Origin of the sequence: Streptomyces sp. NRRL F-525 (genome assembly GCF_000716605.1) — a bacterium.
Classification (GTDB): domain Bacteria; phylum Actinomycetota; class Actinomycetes; order Streptomycetales; family Streptomycetaceae; genus Streptomyces.
This window is the reverse complement of record NZ_JNXE01000034.1, coordinates 21,115-41,398: the sequence shown is the minus strand read 5'-3', so window position 1 is coordinate 41,398 and position 20,284 is coordinate 21,115. Positions and strand designations below refer to the sequence as shown.

The following is a 20,284-nucleotide window of genomic DNA, read 5'->3' as shown; positions in this document are numbered from 1 at the left end:
ACGCTGCACAGCAGGTCAGAGGCCACAACCCCCGCCCACCACCGGTAGGCCCTGTGGGACTCGAACCCACAACCAATGGATTAAAAGTCCACTGCTCTGCCAATTGAGCTAAGGGCCCAGGCGATGTTGCCTCCCCGAGCATAGCGGGAGGTGGCCGTGTCTCCGATCGGGTATCGGGGACACGGCCGCGCCGGACGGTGAAACAGGGGGCGAGCAGGGCCGGAGCCGGGGACCGACTGGTCCGGAGTGTTACGGATCAACCGGTTCGGGCGCCCCGGCCCGCGCCGCCTCCCGCGCCTTCGTGCGGGCGTGTTCCGGGTTCAGGAACCAGTGCTGGGCCGAGGCGAACCACCAGGCCGCCGCGAAGCCCAGGACGACCAGGACCGCCACCGGCGCGTAGTTGAAGGTCTCCCACGTGACCGGCGACACCTGCGGCAGCATGAACAGCACGGTGATCACGATCACCCACACCACCGACACCGTCCCGATCAGCCGCGACCAACGGCCCAGATGCCACGGCCCGCGCTGGAAGTCGTCCCCCTTGCCCAGCCGTAGGAGAGTCGGGATGACGTACGCGATGTACAGGCCGATCACGGCCACCGACGTCACCGCCGCGTACGCCGTGTAATTGATCAGGTAGGGAAGGCCGAGCACCAACGCACCCCCCGCCGCCAGCCACACCGCCGCGACCGGCGTCCGCGTGCGCGGGCTCACCGTGTGCCAGACGCGCGAGAACGGGAGCGCGCCGTCGCGTGAAAAGGCGTAGATCATACGGCTGTTGGCGGTCACCGACGCCATCCCGCAGAACAGTTGCGCGCCGATCACCACCAGGAGCAGGAGCTTGCCCGACGTCGCTCCCAGGGCGTCGAGGAGGATCTGCGCCGGGGGTGCGCCCGTCGCCGATTTCAACTCCCCGTTGTACGACTGGATCGCGTACGTGAAGCCCAGGAGCAGGACGAAGCCTGCTATCCACGACGTCCAGATCGAGCGGACGATGCCCTTCGGGCCCGCCGTCGACGCGTCGTGGGTCTCCTCCGTCATGTGGGCGGAGGCGTCGTAGCCGGTGAAGGTGTACTGCGCCATCAGCAGGCCCAGCAGGACGACGTAGACCCCGCTGCCCCAGCCCGTGTTGTTCACGAACTTCGTGAAGACGAACGTCGTCGACTGGTGGTGGTCGGGGACGAAGGTGAGCGCCCCTACGATCACGCCCACCCCCACCACGTGCCACCACACGCTCACGTTGTTGAGGATGGCGACGATCTTCACGCCGAAGGTGTTCAGGAGGCCGTGGAGGATCAGGATCGCCGCGAACAGGAGCACCGTCCGACCCGGCGTCACCTTGAAGTCGAACTGCAGGTTCAGGTACGCGCCCAGGAACGACGCCGCCCCGAAGTCGATGCCCGCGGTCACCGCGACCTGGCCGAGGACGTTGAACCAGCCCGTGAACCACGCCCAGGCCGCCGCCGTGCGCGGGGGCGCCAGGCGGTGGGCCCAGAAGTACAGGCCCGCCGACGTCGGGTAGGCCGAGCAGATCTCGGCCATCGACAGGCCGACGAACAGCGTCATCAGGCCTACGGCCACCCAGCCCCAGGTGATCACGGCCGGGCCGCCCGTGTTCATGCCGAACAGATACAGCGTCAGGCAGCCCGACAGGACCGAGATGATCGTGAAGGAGACCGCGTAGTTGGAGAACGCCGACATGCGGCGGGCGAGAACCTGCGTGTAGCCGAGTTGGGCAAGCCGTTCTTCGTCGGAGAGACCGGAGTGATCGGAGTGATCCGGGTGATCTCCCTTTGACAGCCCACTCGCTATGGCGTCATCTGTCATGCCCCCAGCGATTCCCTCACCGCGGGCGTGACATGCGCCACTTAAGGAATCGATAAGGACTCGATGTGGCCAAAAAACGGCCCCCGCCCGATCACCCGGGCGGGGGCCGTCCTCTGCGCTAGTGCGCTACTGCTCCGCTGCTACGACCTGACGTCAGCCGTTGCGCTTCCAGCGCGGCTTGTCGTCGCGGCGGCCGAAGGAACCGGTGCCGGTGCCCGTGCCGGTCGTGCCGCGGTGGCCCGGACGGTCGTGGCCGCCGGCGCGGAAGCCGGGGCGGTCGCCCTGGCGGTCACGGTTGAACGGGCGGTCGCTGCCCCGGTGACCGGTCGCGGGACGGTCGTCGCGACGGTAACCACCGGACGCGGGACGGTCGTTGCCGCCACGGTCGTCGCGGCGGAAGCCACCGGAGGGACGGTCGTCACGACGGTCGAAAGAACGGCCGCCACGGTCGCCGTCACGGCGGTCGTTGCCACCGCGGTCGTCGCGGCGGAAGCCACCGGAGGGGCGCTCGTCACGACGGTCGAAAGCACGGCCACCGCGGTCGCCGCCACGGTCGTCACGACGGTCGTTGTTGAAGCCGCCCGAGGGACGGTCGTCGCGACGGTAACCGCCGGACGCGGGACGGTCGTTGCCACCGCGGTCGTCACGGCGGAAGCCACCGGACGGACGGTCGTCACGACGCTCGAAAGAACGGCCGCCGCGGTCGTTGCCGCCCCGGTCGTCGCGGCGGAAGCCGCCCGAGGGGCGCTCGTCACGACGGTCGAAGGAACGGCCACCGCGGTCGCCGCCACGGTCGTCACGACGGTCACGGCGCTCGTAGTTGCCCCGGTCGTCACGCTGCTGGCGCGGACGGTCGTAGGAGGAGGACTCCTCGCGCACCGGCGCCTGCTCCGCCACGACGGCCTCGGCGGCGGCCTCGACCACGGCCGCGGCCTCGGCGACCGCGGCCTCCGGGTCGTCGCCCCGCTCGCGCGCGGCACGGGCGATCAGGCGGTCGGACTCCTCGCGGAGCTCGGCGGCACGACGCGTGGCCCGCTCCAGCTCCTTGGTGAGCTGAGCGACCTCGCGCTCGGCCTGCTGCGCGGCGTCGCCGGCCGACTGGGCCTGGACCTCGGTCATCGAACGGGCGCCGGTGATCTCGGCGACCTCGGGCTCGAAGGCCGTACCGGTGTTGATGATGTGACGCCCGGCGTCGACGCCCGCGTCCTCCATCAGCCGGAAGATCTGGCGCCGCTGGTGCGGCAGGGACAGGGAGACGACGGTGCCCGTACGACCGGCACGCGCGGTGCGGCCCGCGCGGTGCAGGTAGTCCTTGTGGTCGCCGGCCGGGTCCACGTTCAGGACCAGGTCGATGCCGTCGACGTGGATACCGCGGGCGGCGACGTCGGTCGCGACGAGCGCGTTGACGTAGCCCTCCTTGAAGTCCGCCAGCGTCCGCGTGCGGGCGCCCTGCGTCATGCCGCCGTGCAGCGCGTCGGCCTTCACGCCGGACTCGCGCAGCTGCTCGGCGATGCGGTCGGCGCCCAGCTGGGTGCGGACGAAGATGATTGTGCGGCCCTTGCGGGAGGCGATCGCGGCGGTGACCGGCGCCTTGTCCTTGGGCTTCACGATGAGGATGTGGTGGGACATCGTCGTGACGTTGCCCTGCGCGCTGTCGACCTCGTGGGTGACCTCGTTCTTGAGGTAGCGCTTGACCAGGGTGGAGATCTCGTTCTCCATGGTCGCGGAGAACAGCATGCGCTGGCCGCCGGCCGGGATCTGGTCGAGCAGCTCGGTGACCTCGGGCAGGAAGCCCAGGTCGGACATCTGGTCGGCCTCGTCCAGGACCGCGATGCGCACGTCCTCGAGGGAGCAGGCGCCGCGGTTGATGATGTCGCGCAGGCGGCCCGGGGTGGCGACGAGGACGTCGACGCCGCGCTCCAGGGCGTAGATCTGGTTGCCCATGGACGTGCCGCCGCAGACGACCTTCATCTTCAGGCCGAGGACGTCGCCGTAGGGCTGGAGGGCGTCGGCGACCTGCATCGCCAGCTCGCGGGTCGGGGTGAGGATGATGCCGCGGGGGCGCTTCTTCTCGGTGCGGCCGCCGGACAGCGTCGCGAGCAGCGGCAGACCGAACGAGAGGGTCTTGCCGGAGCCGGTGCGGCCACGGCCGAGGATGTCCTTGCCGGCCAGGGCGTCCGGGATGGTCGCGGCCTGGATCGGGAAGGGGGCTGTCACACCGTTCTGCGCGAGCTTGCGCACGATGCCCTCGGGGAGACCGAGAGACGCGAAGGTGACCTCGGGGGCCGCCTCGGTGGTGGCCTCTACGGCCGTCTCGACGTCTTCGGTGCCCTCGTTCTCGGGCATGACGATGTGATCAGTACTGGAAATGGACATGCGAATGCGAAACCTTCCGGAGTATCCGTCGGCACGCGCCCGTCAACTCCGTGATTCGCTATCGACCGCCTCAATGCGGTCCGCCACGGCAAGGGAGAGTACGCGCCACACGGCGCGCTCTACAGTGGCGCCGGGCAATGGGATCAAACGATCTACCACCTTACGCACCCACCACCCCCCAATGCAAACCGCCCCTCATTGACGTGCGTCACACCCGTCGCTACGCCGGTGACCCGGCCGCCGGCGCCGGTTCCCGGTCCACCAGTTGCGGTACGGGGTCCTCGTGCGCGGAGGACGAGGGCTCCGCGACGGTCGGCTCGACGGAGGGCGGCGGCGGGCTCGGGGACGGGTCGGCGGGCGGGGGAGTCCGCGTCGGGGTCGGCTGCGGCGCGGCCGTGGTCGGCGCCCCCGGCTTCGCGCTCGTACCCGGTCTGGGCGCCTTGGTCGCGGCCGGACTCGCCGCACCCCCCGAAGCGGACGGCGAGGCCGAACCCGAGGCGGACTCCCCGGGCTTGGGCTTTCCGTGCCCGTGTTTTCCGTCACCCCCGGACCCGCCGAACCCGATCCCGCCCCCCGGCACCCCCGAACCACCGTCCGGCGCCTCACCGGCGTGCTGCCCGGCGGAGTGCGAGGGCCTGGCACCGCCGCCCGCGTCGTCGCCCACGCTCATGCAACCGGCGGCAGCGGCGACGACGGCGACCGCGGCGGCCAGACGGACGGGTACGTACATGGGGCGCACGGGGCCACCTCCGAGGCGGAAAAAGGGAGTCCCCCTCTCAACTCCCGCCGCCCACCGGAAGACACGCGCCGCGCGGCCGTCGCCCATTCCTGGCCGGGAATTGCCCCTTCCCCGTGCCCGCCGCACGATCGACCGTCTCCGCGACGAATCCCGAAGGAGCCACGGATGCCCGAGACCGACCCCCAGCACCTGGCAGCCCGCTACATCGCCCAGTGGACCGAACCGGACGCCGCCCGGCGCCGGGCGGCGATCGAGAGCCTCTGGGCCGAGGACGGCACGCACGTCCTCCAACCGCCCGCCGAGATCCGCGAGATCGCCGCGGGCCTCGGCTTCGACCACCCGACCCTCCGGGCCCGCGGGTACGACGCGATCGAGACCCGCGTCACACGGAGCTACGAACGGTTCGTCGGGAAGGGGGAGTTCACCTTCCGGGCGCGCACCGGCGCCGTACGCCTGGACGGCATGGTCCAGTTCCGCTGGGACACCGTGGCCGTCGGCAGCGGCGACGTGGTCGGCGGCGGTCTGGAGGTACTCCTGGTCGGCGCCGACGGCCGTATCCGGACCGACTACATGTTCCCCGGCGCCTGATCCCCCGCCCCGGCCGCGGCGACCGCCAGCGCCTGTGCCGTCGCCGCGTCCGCCGGCAGGAACGCCTCCAGTTTCAGCTCGGCGAGGGTCACGTCCACGGCGGTGGCGAAGGTCGTCACGGTCGTCATCAGCCGCAACTCCCCGTACGACGACCGCAGTCGCAACGGCACCGCGAACCCCAACTGGCCCTCTGACGGCTCCAATTCGGGCACATACCCGGCCAACTCGGCCCTCAGTTCCGGCAACTGCCCGAGCCGGGCCAGGATGTGCCGGGCCCACTCCGCGAGATTGAGGATCCGCGGCGCCAACCCGTCCGGACGCAGGGCCAGTCGGTACACGTTCGCCCCCGGCCCCAGCAGCTCGGAAGCGGCCCCCTCGGTGATCACCCCGAACGCGCTGTTCGCCGCGACCAGTTGACCACCCCGGTCCACCACCACCGCCGGATACGGCAGATGTCCCCGCAGGATGTGCCCGATCGCCCTCCGCACCGGAGCCAGCACCGGACCCTCCAGCGAACTCTCCGGATACACCGGCGCGAACCCGGCGGCCAGCAGCAGCTCGTTCCGCTCCCGCAACGGCAGTTCGAGCGCCTCGGCCAGCCGTACGACCATCCCCCGCCCCGGCGCGGACCGCCCCGACTCGACGAAACTCACATGCCGCTGCGTGGTACCGGCCCGCAGGGCCACCTCCAGCTGGCTGAGCCGACGACTCGTACGACGTTCACGCAGCACCCGGGAGAAGTCCACGCCCCAGTTCTACGACGCCCCACCCCAACCGGCCATTCCCCCCAGGGAATTGAGCCGATACCCGCCCCCGAAGACCATCGACCGCATGGACATCGGCGTACTGCTCCCGACCGGAACCGCCCAGTGGGCCAAGGACGACGACCCACGCGACCTGATCGCCCTCGCCCGCACCGCCGAACACCTCGGATTCACCTCCCTCTTCGTCAACGACTCCCTGATCAGCCCCCGTGTCGAAGCCCTCACGACGCTCGCCGCCCTGGCCCCGGCCACCACCACGGTGACCCTCGGCACAGGCGCCCTGCTCCCCTTCCTCCGCCGCCCGGTCCAGGCCGCCCAGTCCCTCGCCTCGATCGACCTCCTCTCCGGCGGCCGCCTCGCCCTCGCGGTCGGCGCTGGCTACCCCGGCCGCTTCGGACGCCCCTTCTACGACCTCTCCGAGGTCCCCTGGGCCCGCCGCTTCGCCCGCCTCGACGAGACGGTCGCGCTGTGGCGTGCCCTCTGGAACGGCGCCGACTCCTTCCACGGCGAGTTCCACCACTTCACCGACCTCCCGCCCGCCCTACGGCCGTACCGCCCCGCCGGCCCACCCGTCTGGCTGGCCGGCGCGACCCCGACGGCCCTGACCCGCACCGGCCGCCTCTACGACGGCTGGCTCCCCTACCCGCCCGACCCCGCCGACTACACGACCGGCCTGCACGACATCCGGGAGGCGGCGACGGCGGCGGGCCGCCCGCCCGGGGCCGTCACCCCGGCGCTCTTCGTCACCGTACGAATCGACGAGGACCCGCACCACGCGCACCGGGCGACGGACGACTACGCCCGCGCCGCCTACGGCATGCCCCTAGCGGAACTGGAGAAGATCCAGGCCGTCGTCACGGGCACCGCCGAGCAGGTCACCGAACGTCTCAACCGGTACGTCACCGCGGGCGCCCGGCACCTCGTCACCCGCCTGGCCGCCCTGAACCTGCCCGCCCAGCGCGAGCAACTGGAGCGCACAGCCGCGCTGATCCCCGATCTGCACCCGTGACCGCGGCCCCGAACCCGCGTTCGTCCCGGACAATGGACCCGTGCTGGAAATGACACGCGAGGCGTTCGAAGAGCTGGTGAGTGAGGCCCTGGACCGGATCCCGCCGGAGCTGACGCGGGTCATGGACAACGTGGCCGTGTTCGTCGAGGACGAACCCGACCCGTCCGACCCCGAGCTGCTCGGCCTCTACGAGGGGACCCCGCTCACCGAGCGCGGCGAGTGGTACGCCGGGGTCCTCCCCGACCGGATCTCGATCTACATGGGCCCGACCCTGCGCTACTGCGCGACCACGGAGGACGTGGTCCACGAGGTCGCCGTCACGGTCGTCCACGAAGTCGCCCACCACTTCGGCATCGAGGACGAGCGCCTGCACGAACTCGGCTGGGGCTAGGCGCTGAGCGCTCCGCTGGGTAGGCGGTTCTTCGACTGCACGCCGGTGGGGGCAAGGCGCTGAGTGGGCGGTTCTTCGGCTGCGCGCCGGTGGGGGCTTGTCGCGCAGTTCCCCGCGCCCCTATCGGGGCGCAGAGCCCCCGGCGCCCATCACACCCCGCACGCCTGACCCCACTCCCACGACTCGCCCCGCATACCCACCCCCACCCCTGGGCATACGGGACCAATGGCCCGCGTCCCCGTCGCAGCCCTGAACCGCCTCCGCCGAGCCCAGCACGCCCTGATCCGCCAGTACCGCGCCCGCCGTCCCCGCCCCACCGTCGAACTCGTCCCCCAGCCCCACCCCTGGCCCCGCGCCCTCGGCCTCGTCATGGTCGTCATGGTCGGGGCCTGGCTCGGCCTGCTGATCGTGGGCAACGTACGGGCCCAGGTCGGTCCCATGAACACGACCATGACCCTGCGCCCGTCCCTCACCGGCGGCACGAAGATCAACGTGTCCCCGCTCGGCGCCCTGTCCCTGGACAGCCACCACGCCCCGGTCCGCCTGGACGTCAACGTCGACCAGCTCGACCCCGAACGCTCCCAGGCCCTCGTCGACCACCCCGAGCGCCTCTCCGGCCTCCAGGACGAGGTCGCCCGCGACGTCGAACACGGCACCCTCGACCTCGCCGTACGGTCCTGCACGGCCGTGGTCCTGGGCGCCACGACCCTCGGCCTCGCGGTCTACCGCCGCCCCCGCCGGGCCCTCGCGGCCGGCGGCCTCGCCCTCACGCTCCTCGCCGCGTCCGGAGCGACGGCGTACGCGACCTGGAACCCGAAGTCGATCCTGGAACCGAAGTTCTCGGGCCTGCTCTCCTCCGCCCCGTCCCTGGTCGGCAACGCGCGCAACATCGTCACCGAATTCGACGTCTACCAGAAGGAGTTGGCCCGCCTGGTGACGAACGTGACGAAGCTCTACGACGTCACGTCGACGCTCCCCGCCTACCAGCCGGACCCGACCACGATCCGCGTCCTGCACGTCTCGGACATCCACCTGAACCCCGCGAGCTGGAAGATCATCGCGTCGCTGGTGGAGCAGTACAAGGTGAACGTGATCGTCGACACCGGCGACACCATGGACCACGGCACGACGGCGGAGAACGGCTTCCTCGACCCGATCGCCGACCTGGGCGCGCCCTACGTCTGGGTCAGGGGCAACCACGACTCCCTCGCCACCCAGCGCTACCTGGAGCGGATCAAGAACGTGCACGTTCTGGACGAGGGCCGCGCGGAGACGGTCGCGGGCGTGCGCTTCGCGGGCATCGGCGACCCCCAGTTCACCCCGGACCGCTCGACCGCCCCGGGCGGAAACAACGCGGAGGAACTGGCCGGCGACCAGCTCGCCTCCGCCCTCCGCGACCAGCGGGCCGCCGGCACCCCGGTCGACATCGCCCTGGTCCACGAACCGTCGGCGGCCCGCCAGACCGACGGCGAGGTCCCGCTGGTCCTGGCCGGCCACCTCCACCACGAGGGCACCGAGGTCATGAAGCACGGCACGCGCCTGCGCATCGAGGGCTCGACGGGCGGCAGCGGTCTGCGCGCCGTGGAGGGCAAGTACCCCGACCCGATCGAGGCGTCGATCCTCTACATCGACCGCGACACCCACCGCCTCCAGGCCTGGGACGAGATCAAACTCGGCGGCCTGGGCCTGACGACGGCCGAGGTGAGCCGCCACCTCCCCAAGGAGAACCTGCCGTGAGCGCACACCGCTTTTTCGGTTTGGCTACGGCCCAAACGCCGTAGTACAGTCTCGTCGTGCCCAAGGGCGCCGGTCAGGGCTTGACCGTCCGAAACTCCGCAGGGAGTCAGGAGAAGCAGCACCCTTCGGGGGAAAGCGGAGTCACATGCTTCTCACGTCCTCTGGGACACCTAGACGAAGCAGAGCAGTACGGAAGTTGGCCCTCATCGTCTAGTGGCCCAGGACGCCGCCCTTTCAAGGCGGTAGCACGGGTTCGAATCCCGTTGGGGGCACGCAATACCGTGTGCGACACTGGCTATCGCCAGTTCGCGCGCAACAGCAAGGTCCTGTGGAGCAGCTTGGAGTGCTCGCCACCCTGTCAAGGTGGAGGCCGCGGGTTCAAATCCCGTCAGGACCGCTGAGGTTCCGCGAGGAATCTCGTGGCTGGGTAGCTCAGTTGGTACGAGCGATCGCCTGAAAAGCGATAGGTCGCCGGTTCGACCCCGGCCCCAGCCACCGGATCGAAAGCCCTGTCCCACCGGGACGGGGCTTTCGTCGTGACCGGACCGGATGAACACGGGGTGGGGCGCGATGGGCCAGGACACCGACCTGGAGAAGATACGGGCGCGGTACGGACTGCTCGCGGTGGTGGGCAGCAACCTCGCGATCACCGCGGTGGCGATCTTCGGCGTATGGCAGCTGAACGGCGACCGCGCGGTGATCGTGGGCGTCCTGACCTCGGCGTTCACGGCGATGGCGGGGCTGACGACGGCGTACCTGGGCATCAAGGCCGTATCGAACACGGCCCAGTCGATGTCCAAGGAGGCGGGCCGGCAGCAGGACGCCGAACGCCAACAGGCCGCCGACACCGGATCAGGCACAGGCCGGCAATAACCGGGGGCCGGGGTGGAGCCCGCGGCGACGGCACCCGCCCCGGACAATTCATTCGCCAGGAATTTCGCCGAGGTGAGATCCTTGACGGCGTATGTCTACGCACCCCGCCTCCGCGCCCGGCTCTTCCGCCCCCGCCCTCGGCGACCTCGCCCCCCGCCTGACCGAGCTGACCCTGCGCGACGCGCACCGGCTCGGGCGCAGGCTCGAAGGCGCGCGCAAGATCCGCAAGCCGGAGGCCCGCGCCGCCGTTATCGCCGAGATCGAGACCGAGGTGGCGCGCGGCGAGGAGCGGATGGCCGCGCGGCGCACCCGCATCCCGGCGATCTCGTATCCCGAGCAGCTGCCGGTCAGCCAGAAGAAGGACGACATCGCGGCCGCGATCCGCGACCACCAGGTCGTGATCGTGGCGGGCGAGACCGGCTCCGGCAAGACCACCCAGATCCCCAAGATCTGCCTCGAACTCGGCCGCGGCGTCCGCGGCATGATCGGCCACACCCAGCCCCGCCGTATCGCCGCGCGCACGGTCGCCGAGCGCATCGCGGAGGAGATGGACACCCCGCTCGGCGAGGCCGTCGGCTGGAAGGTCCGCTTCACGGACCAGGTGAACCAGGAGTCGACCTTCATCAAGCTGATGACGGACGGCATCCTGCTCGCCGAGATCCAGACCGACCGCGAACTGCGCGCCTACGACACGATCATCATCGACGAGGCCCACGAGCGGTCCCTCAACATCGACTTCCTGCTCGGCTATCTCGCCCAACTGCTGCCCAAGCGCCCGGACTTGAAGGTCGTCATCACCTCGGCGACCATCGACCCGGAGCGGTTCTCCCGGCACTTCGGCGACGCCCCGATCATCGAGGTGAGCGGCCGGACGTATCCGGTCGAGGTCCGCTACCGCCCCCTCCTCGAAGACGAGTCCGAGGACTCCGACCGCGACCAGATCACCGCGATCTGTGACGCCGTGGAGGAGCTTCAGGGCGAGGGCAAGGGCGACATCCTCGTCTTCCTCTCCGGCGAGCGGGAGATCCGCGACACGGCGGACGCGCTGACGAAGAAGAACTACCGCTTCACGGAAGTCCTCCCCCTCTACGCCCGTCTCTCGCACGCCGAGCAGCACCGGGTGTTCCAGCAGCACACCGGGCGAAGGATCGTTCTGGCGACCAACGTCGCCGAGACCTCCCTCACCGTCCCGGGCATCAAGTACGTCATCGACCCCGGCTTCGCCCGCATCAGCCGCTACAGCCACCGGACGAAGGTGCAGCGGCTGCCGATCGAGGCGGTCAGCCAGGCAAGTGCCAATCAGCGCAAGGGGCGTTGTGGCCGTACGTCGGACGGCATCTGCATCCGGCTGTACTCCGAGGACGACTTCCTCGCCCGCCCGGAGTTCACGGACGCCGAGATCCTGCGGACGAACCTCGCCTCCGTCATCCTGCAGATGACCGCGGCCGGGCTCGGCGAGATCGAGAAGTTCCCGTTCATCGACCCGCCGGACCACCGGAACATCCGGGATGGCGTCCAACTCCTCCAGGAACTGGGCGCGTTGGACCCGGACGAGAAGGACCCGCGCAAGCGCCTCACGCAGACGGGCCGCAAGCTCGCCCAACTCCCCGTGGACCCCCGCCTGGCCCGCATGGTCCTGGAGGCCGACAAGAACGGCTGTGTCCGCGAGGTCATGGTGATCGCCGCCGCGCTCTCCATCCAGGACCCGCGCGAGCGCCCCGCCGAGAAGCAGACGCAGGCGGACCAGCAACACGCCCGTTTCCGGGACGAGTCGAGCGACTTCCTCGCGTTCCTGAACATGTGGCGGTACATCCGCGAGCAGCAGAAGGAGCGCGGCTCGTCCGCGTTCCGTCGCATGTGCAAGCAGGAGTACCTGAACTTCCTCCGGATCCGCGAGTGGCAGGACATCTACAGCCAACTCCGCACGGTGGCCAAGCAGATGGGCATCCAGTTCAACGAGGAGGACGCGGCCGAGCAGAGCGTCCACGTCTCCCTCCTCGCGGGCCTGCTGTCCCACATCGGCATGAAGGACGTGAAGGACGGCGCGAAGAACGAGTATCTCGGCGCCCGCAGCGCCAAGTTCGCGATCTTCCCCGGCTCGGCCCTCTTCAAGAAGACCCCGCGTTTCGTCATGTCGGCGGAGCTGGTGGAGACGTCCCGCCTCTGGGCCCGCGTCAACGCCAAGATCGAACCCGAGTGGGTCGAGCCCCTCGCCGGCCACCTCCTGAAGCGGACGTACAGCGAACCGCACTGGGAGAAGGACCAGGCAGCCGTGATGGCCTTCGAGAAGGTCACGCTCTACGGCGTCCCGATCATCGCCCAGCGCAAGGTGAACTACGGCCGCATCGACCCCGAGGCGAGCCGCGAACTCTTCATCCGCAACGCGCTCGTCGAGGGCGACTGGCGCACGCACCACAAGTTCTTCGCCGACAACCGCAGACTCCTCACCGAGGTCGAGGAGTTGGAGCATCGCGCCCGCCGCCGGGACATCCTGGTCGACGACGAGACGCTCTACGACTTCTACGACCAGCGGGTACCCGAACACGTCGTCTCCGGCGCCCACTTCGACTCCTGGTGGAAGCACAAGCGGCACGAGGAGCCCGAACTCCTCGACTTCGAGCGCTCGATGCTCATCAACGAGCGCGCGGGAGACATCAGCAAGGCCGACTATCCCGACTCCTGGCATCAGGGCCGGCTCAAGTTCCGGGTCACGTACCAGTTCGAGCCGGGCGCGGACGCAGACGGTGTCACGGTCCACATCCCGCTCCAGGTCCTCAACCAGGTCACGGACGAGGGCTTCGACTGGCAGATCCCGGGGTTGCGGGAGGAGGTCGTCACCGAACTGATCCGCTCCCTCCCGAAGCCGATCCGCCGCAACTACGTACCGGCCCCGAACTTCGCGCAACGCTTCCTGGCAACGGCGGTCCCCCTCCAGGAACCCCTCCCCACCACCATGGCGCGGGAGTTGAAGCGCATGGTCGGAGTCCCCTTCACCGCCGAGGACTTCGACTGGTCGAAGGTCCCGGACCATCTCCTGATCACCTTCCGGATCGTCGACGAACGGCGCCGCAAGATCGCCGAGGACAAGGACCTGGAGGCACTCAAGGTCCGCCTGAAGCCGAAGGCACGCCAGGCCATCTCCCAGGCGGCCGCGGCGACGGCCGAGCGCGAGGGCGGGGAGTCCCTGGAGCGCAAGGGCCTGACCGACTGGTCGATCGGCACGCTCACCCGCGTCTTCGAGACCCGCAGGGCCGGCCAGCCGGTGAAGGCGTACCCGGCACTCGTGGACGACGGCGACACCGTCTCCGTACGGCTCTTCGACACGGAGGAGGAGCAGGCGGAGGCGATGTGGAAGGGCACGCGCCGGCTCATCGTGCGCAACATCCCGGTGAATCCGGCGAAGTTCGCGTCCGAGAAGCTCACCAACGCGCAGAAGCTGGCCCTGTCCGCGAATCCGCACGGTTCGATCCAGGCGCTGTTCGACGACTGCGCGCTGGCGGCGGCGGACAAACTGATCGGTGACTTCGGCGGCCCCGCGTGGGACGAGGAGTCGTACCGGAAGCTCTACGAGAAGGTGCGCGCCGAGATCGTCGACACGACGGTCCGCGCGGTGGGCCAGGTCCAACAGGTGCTGGCCGCCTGGCAGGCCTGTGAGCGCCGTCTGAAGGCGGCGAACAGCCCGGCGCTCCTGCCGAACCTCGCGGACGTACGCGCCCAGCTGGACGCCCTCGTGAAGCCGGGCTTCGTCACGGCGGCGGGGATACGCCGCCTGCCCGACCTGATGCGCTACCTGGTGGCCGCGGACCGCCGTCTCCAGCAGATGCCGACGGGGGTCCAACGGGACACCACCCGCATGGAGAAGGTCCACGAGATGCAGGACGAGTACGCGTGGCTGTTGGAGCAACTCCCGCAGGGCCGCCCGGTTCCGTCCTCCGTCCGGGACATCCGCTGGATGATCGAGGAGCTCCGGGTCAGCTATTTCGCCCACGCGCTGGGCACGGCGTACCCGGTCTCCGACAAGCGGATCGTGAAGGCGATCGACGCGGCCGCACCGTAACAACGCCTGCACACCGAGTGAGTTCGACCAGGCGGGCCCCCCTCCTGTACAGTCTCATCTCGCGGCACAACGCACCATCAAGTGCCGCGAATCAAGGTCCTGTGGAGCAGCTTGGAGTGCTCGCCACCCTGTCAAGGTGGAGGCCGCGGGTTCAAATCCCGTCAGGACCGCACGTGATCGACAGAGGCCCGCATCTCCCCGGAGACGCGGGCCTTACTCGTGCACCCGCAGCCCACGACAACCGCCCTCGCCACCCTGTCGAGGCGGAGGCCGCGCCCGCGGCGCAGCCGCAATCGGGCACAGCAAATCCCGTCAGGACCGCACGTGATCGACAGAGGCCCGCATCTCCCCGGAGACGCGGGCCTTACTCGTGCGCACCCTCTTCCTTCAGGGGGCGGGTCTTTTCGTGCCCGCACGGCGACCTGTCGGCGCAGGCCCGCACCACCCAGCCCGTCCGGCGTTTGAGGACGAGGCCCCTTCAGGGCCGATGGGGGTCTGGGGGCGGAGCCCCCAGGGACGCCCGCCCCCACGCACGGACGACACCCTTGACGCCGCCCCACCCGCCAGGTACCCAGAAACCAGGCCCCGTTCAACACAGGGCCACTGGAGGTGGCGCATGGCGGCTTCGGTCAGGCACGAGACGCGGGCCCTGCTCCGTGCACATCTGTCGGCCGCCAGCTCCTACCGCCATGTGACCCGGCACTGCCCGATCTGCCACCGCCTGCTGCGGCTGGCCCTGGACGCCCCTCCGCCGCGGGAACCGGAGGACGACCCGGAGAGCGGAACCTCTTAGCGCACATAGGTCAGAGGCAACAAGCCATCTGGCATGTGACGGGTGTCACCGCATAAGTTTTTGAAACGTCGGAACTTACGACTCACCTACAACTGGTCAATTTAATATGTGCAATTGCACCCCTACGAAGGACTGCGCACAGGAGATCCGACACCCCTCCCCAGACTCCGACAAGGTCCCTCACAGGACCCCGCGCCCAGGACCTGCCGGCCGCGCACAGACCCACGACCAGGCACAAAAAAGATCGCGCTGGACCCGGCGGAGTCCAGCGCGATCTACGACGCACCCTGTTCAAGTTGGTTCAAAAGCGTTGGGCGTGGGCCCTGTTGGGGCAGAACCCGCGTCGCTTGGAGCTGTGCTGTCGGGCACCGTGGCCGGTTGGGGGACTAGCCGTCGTGCCCTTATTCAGTTGGTCAGGCTTCGCTGCGCTGCTGCGGAATGCCCGCGAGCAGGGCACGGACCTCCGCCTCGCGGTAACGGCGGTGTCCGCCGAGCGTGCGAATCGAAGTGAGCTTGCCGGCCTTCGCCCACCGCGTGACCGTCTTGGGGTCCACACGGAACATCGTGGCGACCTCAGCCGGGGTCAGCAGCGGCTCGGCATCAGGGGTGCGAGCGGTCATGAGCGGCCTCCTCGGGAGAACCGAACCTTCTCGGTTCTTTCCTCTAAATTCTGCACCTTGACCCGCGTTGCCCGAAATGGCGTGTGCGGGTCGAGTCGGTTATAGGACGAACGGCTTGTCCTCGGCACTACAACTACACCATCTGTCCAACCGCGTAGGCCAAACCGATGGAATTGCCCTCCCAGGTGTCCATCAGCGACGGAAGCCGATGGACCATGCCATAGCGGACAGTCACACCACTGTGACGATCAGTCACAGGGGCGATCAGGAGTCATCCAGACCCCCCAAAGCACGCAATGCCGAGATTCCGCCCAAAGCATGACGGATGGAGTCCTCCCCGGACTCCTTGTCCTATTTTGGCATGAGGAGGGGCAAGCGGCGCAAGGCATCTGCACGTGCGGTCCGTCACGCTTGGCATCAAACGTCCGGATCGGGACCTACGTCCCGTGTTGACGAACCGTAAGAATCCTATGCGCATCTGTTCGAAGATGTCAGCCACGTTCGAATGTGCGACAGGGGCAACCGCCGGGTCAGTTCGCCGAGCGCCGGTCCCTGACCGACCGCCAGCGCTCCACGAGCCGCCCGTACGCCTCGCCCGCCGCCGCCCCGTCCCCGGTCCGCAGCGCCTCGATGCCGGCGGCCACGTCCGCCGCCGAGTGGTCGTCCTCCAGCTCGCCGGCCGGCAGCACGTACACGAGACCGCCGTAGTCCAGTTCGACCAGGGACCGCGGATGGAACTCCTCCAGCCAGCGCCCCACGTCCACCAGGCCCTCGATCAGCGGCCCGTCGTCCATCGCGTCCTTCAGGGCCCGCAGCGCCCGCGCCACCCGCCGCCGCGCCTGCACCATCGGCGTCCGGTACCGCAGCATCGGCGGCACGTCCCCGGCGGCCTGGTCGTAGCGCCGCTCCTCGTCGCCGACGAGCACGAACCAGTTCAGCGGCACCTGCCAGGTCGCCGTGCGGATCCACGGCCGGGCGTCCGGGTTCCGGGCCAGCCAGCGCTCGTAGTCCTGGGTGGCCTGGTGCCGTACGAGCGGCGGGAGTACGGCGTCCAGGACCGGCGGCGGGAGCTCCTCCGCGAGGTCGCCCAGGGCCTGCCAGCCGCGCAGCCGGGTGCGCCAGGGGCAGACGCAGACCACGCCGTCGACCTCCACGACGAAGGCGTCGGCGCTCTCGTGCACGGGCACCGGGACCGGCGGGGTGGGCAGCAAGTCGGCCAGCGCGCGGCGGAGTTCGTCCTGGTACGACGGTCGGTCGGTACGGCGGGCGTAGCGCGTCCAGTGGCCGCGCTCGGGCTCGGGGAAGGCGGCCAGCGGCTCGTAGACGCGCAGATACGTCGCGTACGGGACGATCACCGAGGACACCTTCTTGGGCACGCCTGCTCCCTCCCCCGCCGGCCGTCGGGAAAACCTTCGGAACCCGCTCACAAACGCGCGGGAAAACTATGCAAATCGTCGCACGGACACCCCCCTTCGGTAGGTGATCCTGAACACTGCACGGATGGCGGCCCGACGCAGGCTCTACGCTCATGCGACAGGCACCCGCCACCCCTACGGGAGCCTGTCTCCAACCGCCGCCACTTACCCAGGAGTCACCACCGTGACCGACGTAGACAACGGCGTCCTGCACACCCTGTTCCACTCCGACCAGGGCGGTCATGAGCAAGTCGTGCTCTGTCAGGACCGGGCCAGCGGCCTCAAGGCCGTCATCGCCATCCACAACACCGCCCTGGGCCCCGCCCTGGGCGGTACGCGCTTCTACCCGTACGCGAGCGAGGAGGAGGCCGTCGCCGACGCCCTCAACCTCGCCCGCGGGATGTCGTACAAGAACGCCATGGCCGGTCTGGACCACGGCGGCGGCAAGGCCGTGATCATCGGTGACCCGGAGCGCGACAAGACCGAGGAACTGCTGCTCGCCTACGGCCGGTTCGTGGCCTCGCTCGGCGGGCGGTACGTCACCGCGTGCGACGTCGGCACGTATGTCGCCGACATGGACATCGTGGCGCGCGAGTGCCGCTGGACGACCGGGCGCTCCCCCGAGAACGGCGGCGCGGGCGACTCCTCCGTGCTGACCGCCTTCGGCGTCTTCCAGGGCATGAGGGCGAGCGCCCAGCACCTGTGGGGCGACCCGTCGCTGCGCGGCCGTACGGTCGGCATCGCGGGCGTCGGCAAGGTCGGGCACCACCTGGTGGAGCATCTGCGGGACGAGGGCGCCGAGGTCGTGATCACGGACGTGCGCGAGGAGTCCGTACGGCGGATTCTCGACAAGCATGCGGCAGGCGTCACGGCCGTCGCCGACACGGAGGCGCTGATCCGGGTCGAAGGGCTCGACATCTACGCCCCCTGCGCGCTCGGCGGCGCCCTGAACGACGCGACCGTGCCGGTGCTCACCGCCAAGGTGGTGTGCGGCGCGGCCAACAACCAGCTGGAGCACCCGGGTGTCGAGAAGGACCTCGCCGACCGCGGGATCCTCTACGCGCCGGACTACGTGGTGAACGCCGGTGGCGTGATCCAGGTCGCCGACGAGCTGCACGGGTTCGACTTCGAGCGGTGTAAGGCGAAGGCCGCGAAGATCTTCGACACGACGCTGGCAATATTCGCACGTGCGAAGGAAGACGGTATTCCGCCGGCCGCGGCGGCCGACCGGATCGCCGAGCAGCGGATGCACGAGGCGGCCGGCGCACGCGGACGCTGAGGTTCCGGTAAGCCGCTCGGCAGGCGTCTTCGGTACCCGTCGGCGACGACTTAGAGAGAACTCTCACGTTCGTCGGCGGGTCGCCTGCCAAGAAGTGGTTAAAATCGCGGTTGACCAGCGAGTACAGGGCACCTCGCGGGTCCTGGAGCCCGGCACGTGCTGCGGGCGACGTACCGTATGGGCGCGGGCTCAGGTACCGTGGAAGCCCTACGGACCGGTCTCTCCACGGAGAGTCCGTTCCAGATCATGAACGCGTGTCAAGACTCTGAGGCCACCGAGCCTCGTATCCGAGGGGGTCGAGCCATGGGGCGCGGCCGGGCAAAGGCCAAGCAGACGAAGGTCGCCCGCCAGCTGAAGTACAGCAGCGGCGGGACTGACCTCTCGCGTCTGGCCAATGAGCTGGGCGCTTCGACTTCGAGCCAGCCGCCGAATGGCGAGCCGTTCGAGGACGACGACGAGGAAGAAGACGACCCGTACGCTCAGTACGCGGATCTCTATAACGACGACGATGAGGACGAGGACGACGAGTCCGGTCCCCAGTCGCAACGTCGCGGTGCGTAACGCATATCGCTTGCAGCGCGCTCACCGGTTAGATCTTCCCGTCAGCTGACTGCACCTCGCCCGGTCCGGGGCATCTAGCACCGGACCGGGTTTTGTGCTGCCGTCACGGGGCTCCGCCCCAGACCCCGCTCCTCAAGCGCCGGAGCGGCTGATTTGCGCGGCCCCGAGCGGCTCATTTACGCGTAGTCGCCGACCATCTCCGCGCCCGTCGCGTAATCGCCCCGCTCGGTGATCTCGCCCGCGACCCACGCCTCGACCCCGCGGTCGGCCAGGGTCTCCAGGGCCACGTCCGCGGACTCCTCCGGGACGATCGCGATCATGCCGACGCCCATGTTCAGGGTCTTCTCCAGCTCCAGGCGTTCGACCTGGCCCGTCTTTCCGACGAGGTCGAAGATCGGGGCCGGGGTCCAGGTGGAGCGGTCCACGATCGCGTGGAGGCCGTCCGGGACGACCCGGGCGAGGTTGGCGGCGAGTCCGCCGCCGGTGACGTGCGAGTAGGCGTGCACGTCGGTCGTACGGGTCAGCGCCAGGCAGTCCAGCGAGTAGATCTTCGTCGGTACGAGGAGTTCCTCGCCGAGCGTGCGGCCGAGCTCCTCGATGCGCGCGTCCAGGGCGAGGCCGGCCCGGTTCAGGAGCACATGCCGGACGAGCGAGTACCCGTTCGAGTGAAGTCCCGAGGACGCCATCGCGATGACCGCGTCACCCGTCCGGATGCGATCGGCGCCGAGCAGCCGGTCGGCCTCCACGACGCCCGTACCGGCGCCCGCGACGTCGAAGTCGTCCGGGCCCAGCAGTCCGGGGTGTTCGGCGGTCTCGCCGCCGACCAGGGCGCAGCCGGCCAGCACACAGCCCTCGGCGATGCCCTTGACGATGGCCGCGACACGCTCGGGGTGGACCTTGCCGACGCAGATGTAGTCGGTCATGAAGAGCGGCTCCGCGCCGCACACCACGATGTCGTCCATGACCATGGCGACCAGGTCGTGGCCGATCGTGTCGTAGACGCCGAGCCGGCGGGCGATGTCGACCTTCGTGCCGACGCCGTCCGTGGCGGAGGCGAGCAGGGGGCGCTCGAACCGCTTGAGGGCGGAGGCGTCGAAGAGCCCGGCGAAACCGCCGAGGCCGCCGAGGACCTCGGGGCGCTGGGTCTTCTTCACCCACTCCTTCATGAGTTCTACGGCGCGGTCGCCCGCGTCGATGTCGACGCCGGCAGCCGCGTAGGAAGCACCGGGAGTGGAGGTCTCAGACATTGCCTGGG

The 20,284-nt window shown here is 69.6% G+C and carries 16 protein-coding genes and 5 tRNA genes; 13 read left to right on the top strand and 8 right to left on the bottom strand.

Going from position 1 to position 20,284, the window contains the following annotated elements; all coding sequences use genetic code 11:
• Positions 1–45: 45 nt before the first annotated feature.
• The 4 genes from OO69_RS36130 to OO69_RS36115 form a co-directional block, all read right to left on the bottom strand.
• Positions 46–118, bottom strand: a tRNA-Lys gene (locus OO69_RS36130).
• A 131-nt stretch (positions 119–249) separates the two neighbouring features.
• Positions 250–1,701 carry an amino acid permease gene (locus OO69_RS36125; RefSeq protein WP_033285130.1) on the bottom strand — a complete coding sequence of 484 codons (1,452 nt, stop codon included), beginning with the start codon at positions 1,699–1,701 and terminating at the stop codon, positions 250–252.
• Positions 1,702–1,980: 279 nt separating this feature from the next.
• Positions 1,981–4,203, bottom strand: a complete 2,223-nt coding sequence (locus tag OO69_RS36120; RefSeq protein ID WP_033285129.1) for a DEAD/DEAH box helicase — start codon at positions 4,201–4,203, stop codon at positions 1,981–1,983.
• Between the two features lie 220 nt (positions 4,204–4,423).
• Positions 4,424–4,933, bottom strand: a complete 510-nt coding sequence (locus tag OO69_RS36115; RefSeq protein WP_078652723.1) for a hypothetical protein — start codon at positions 4,931–4,933, stop codon at positions 4,424–4,426.
• A gap of 174 nt (positions 4,934–5,107) precedes the next feature.
• Between OO69_RS36115 and OO69_RS36110 the strand changes: the two genes are divergently transcribed.
• Entirely contained in the window at positions 5,108–5,530 is a 423-nt protein-coding gene (locus OO69_RS36110; RefSeq protein WP_033285127.1) for a hypothetical protein, read from the top strand.
• Here OO69_RS36110 and OO69_RS36105 read toward each other — a convergent pair.
• Positions 5,509–6,276: a helix-turn-helix domain-containing protein gene (locus OO69_RS36105; protein WP_033285126.1), complete on the bottom strand. Its 768-nt coding sequence runs from the start codon at positions 6,274–6,276 to the stop codon at positions 5,509–5,511. The genes OO69_RS36110 and OO69_RS36105 overlap by 22 nt on opposite strands.
• An 85-nt stretch (positions 6,277–6,361) precedes the next feature.
• On the opposite strand from OO69_RS36105, the gene OO69_RS36100 reads away from it, so the two are divergent.
• The 10 genes from OO69_RS36100 (at position 6,362) to OO69_RS52630 (ending at position 15,154) form a co-directional block, all read left to right on the top strand.
• Complete coding sequence (locus OO69_RS36100) at positions 6,362–7,303, top strand: LLM class flavin-dependent oxidoreductase (protein WP_033285125.1); 942 nt, start codon at positions 6,362–6,364, stop codon at positions 7,301–7,303.
• A 40-nt stretch (positions 7,304–7,343) separates the two neighbouring features.
• Positions 7,344–7,694, top strand: a complete 351-nt coding sequence (locus OO69_RS36095; RefSeq protein WP_033285124.1) for a metallopeptidase family protein — start codon at positions 7,344–7,346, stop codon at positions 7,692–7,694.
• A 225-nt stretch (positions 7,695–7,919) separates the two neighbouring features.
• Positions 7,920–9,431: a metallophosphoesterase family protein gene (locus tag OO69_RS36090; protein WP_033285169.1), complete on the top strand. Its 1,512-nt coding sequence runs from the start codon at positions 7,920–7,922 to the stop codon at positions 9,429–9,431.
• Between the two features lie 199 nt (positions 9,432–9,630).
• Positions 9,631–9,703: transfer RNA gene (locus OO69_RS36085), tRNA-Glu, on the top strand.
• Between the two features lie 50 nt (positions 9,704–9,753).
• A tRNA-Asp gene (locus tag OO69_RS36080) sits at positions 9,754–9,828 on the top strand.
• A gap of 24 nt (positions 9,829–9,852) precedes the next feature.
• Positions 9,853–9,926: transfer RNA gene (locus tag OO69_RS36075), tRNA-Phe, on the top strand.
• A 75-nt stretch (positions 9,927–10,001) separates the two neighbouring features.
• The gene (locus tag OO69_RS36070) at positions 10,002–10,304 is read left to right on the top strand and encodes a hypothetical protein (protein ID WP_033285123.1); all 303 of its coding nucleotides are present in this window, start codon (positions 10,002–10,004) and stop codon (positions 10,302–10,304) included.
• Between the two features lie 91 nt (positions 10,305–10,395).
• The gene (gene hrpA / locus OO69_RS36065; protein WP_033285122.1) at positions 10,396–14,361 is read left to right on the top strand and encodes an ATP-dependent RNA helicase HrpA; all 3,966 of its coding nucleotides are present in this window, start codon (positions 10,396–10,398) and stop codon (positions 14,359–14,361) included.
• Between the two features lie 95 nt (positions 14,362–14,456).
• Positions 14,457–14,531: transfer RNA gene (locus OO69_RS36060), tRNA-Asp, on the top strand.
• 446 nt (positions 14,532–14,977) lie between these two features.
• Positions 14,978–15,154: a DUF6274 family protein gene (locus tag OO69_RS52630; RefSeq protein ID WP_199811095.1), complete on the top strand. Its 177-nt coding sequence runs from the start codon at positions 14,978–14,980 to the stop codon at positions 15,152–15,154.
• A gap of 413 nt (positions 15,155–15,567) precedes the next feature.
• Here OO69_RS52630 and bldC read toward each other — a convergent pair whose 3' ends face one another.
• Positions 15,568–15,774, bottom strand: a complete 207-nt coding sequence (gene bldC, locus OO69_RS36055; protein WP_003949541.1) for a developmental transcriptional regulator BldC — start codon at positions 15,772–15,774, stop codon at positions 15,568–15,570.
• Between the two features lie 530 nt (positions 15,775–16,304).
• Positions 16,305–17,150, bottom strand: a complete 846-nt coding sequence (locus OO69_RS36050) for a hypothetical protein (protein ID WP_033285121.1) — start codon at positions 17,148–17,150, stop codon at positions 16,305–16,307.
• Between the two features lie 223 nt (positions 17,151–17,373).
• On the opposite strand from OO69_RS36050, the gene OO69_RS36045 reads away from it, so the two are divergent.
• The gene (locus OO69_RS36045; protein WP_033285120.1) at positions 17,374–18,468 is read left to right on the top strand and encodes a Leu/Phe/Val dehydrogenase; all 1,095 of its coding nucleotides are present in this window, start codon (positions 17,374–17,376) and stop codon (positions 18,466–18,468) included.
• A 303-nt stretch (positions 18,469–18,771) separates the two neighbouring features.
• Positions 18,772–19,029, top strand: a complete 258-nt coding sequence (locus OO69_RS36040) for a DUF3073 domain-containing protein (RefSeq protein WP_019061825.1) — start codon at positions 18,772–18,774, stop codon at positions 19,027–19,029.
• Positions 19,030–19,205: 176 nt separating this feature from the next.
• Here OO69_RS36040 and purM read toward each other — a convergent pair whose 3' ends face one another.
• On the bottom strand, positions 19,206–20,276 hold the full coding sequence (gene purM, locus OO69_RS36035; protein ID WP_033285119.1) for a phosphoribosylformylglycinamidine cyclo-ligase: 1,071 nt from the start codon (positions 20,274–20,276) through the stop codon (positions 19,206–19,208).
• Between the last annotated feature and the right edge of the window lie 8 nt (positions 20,277–20,284).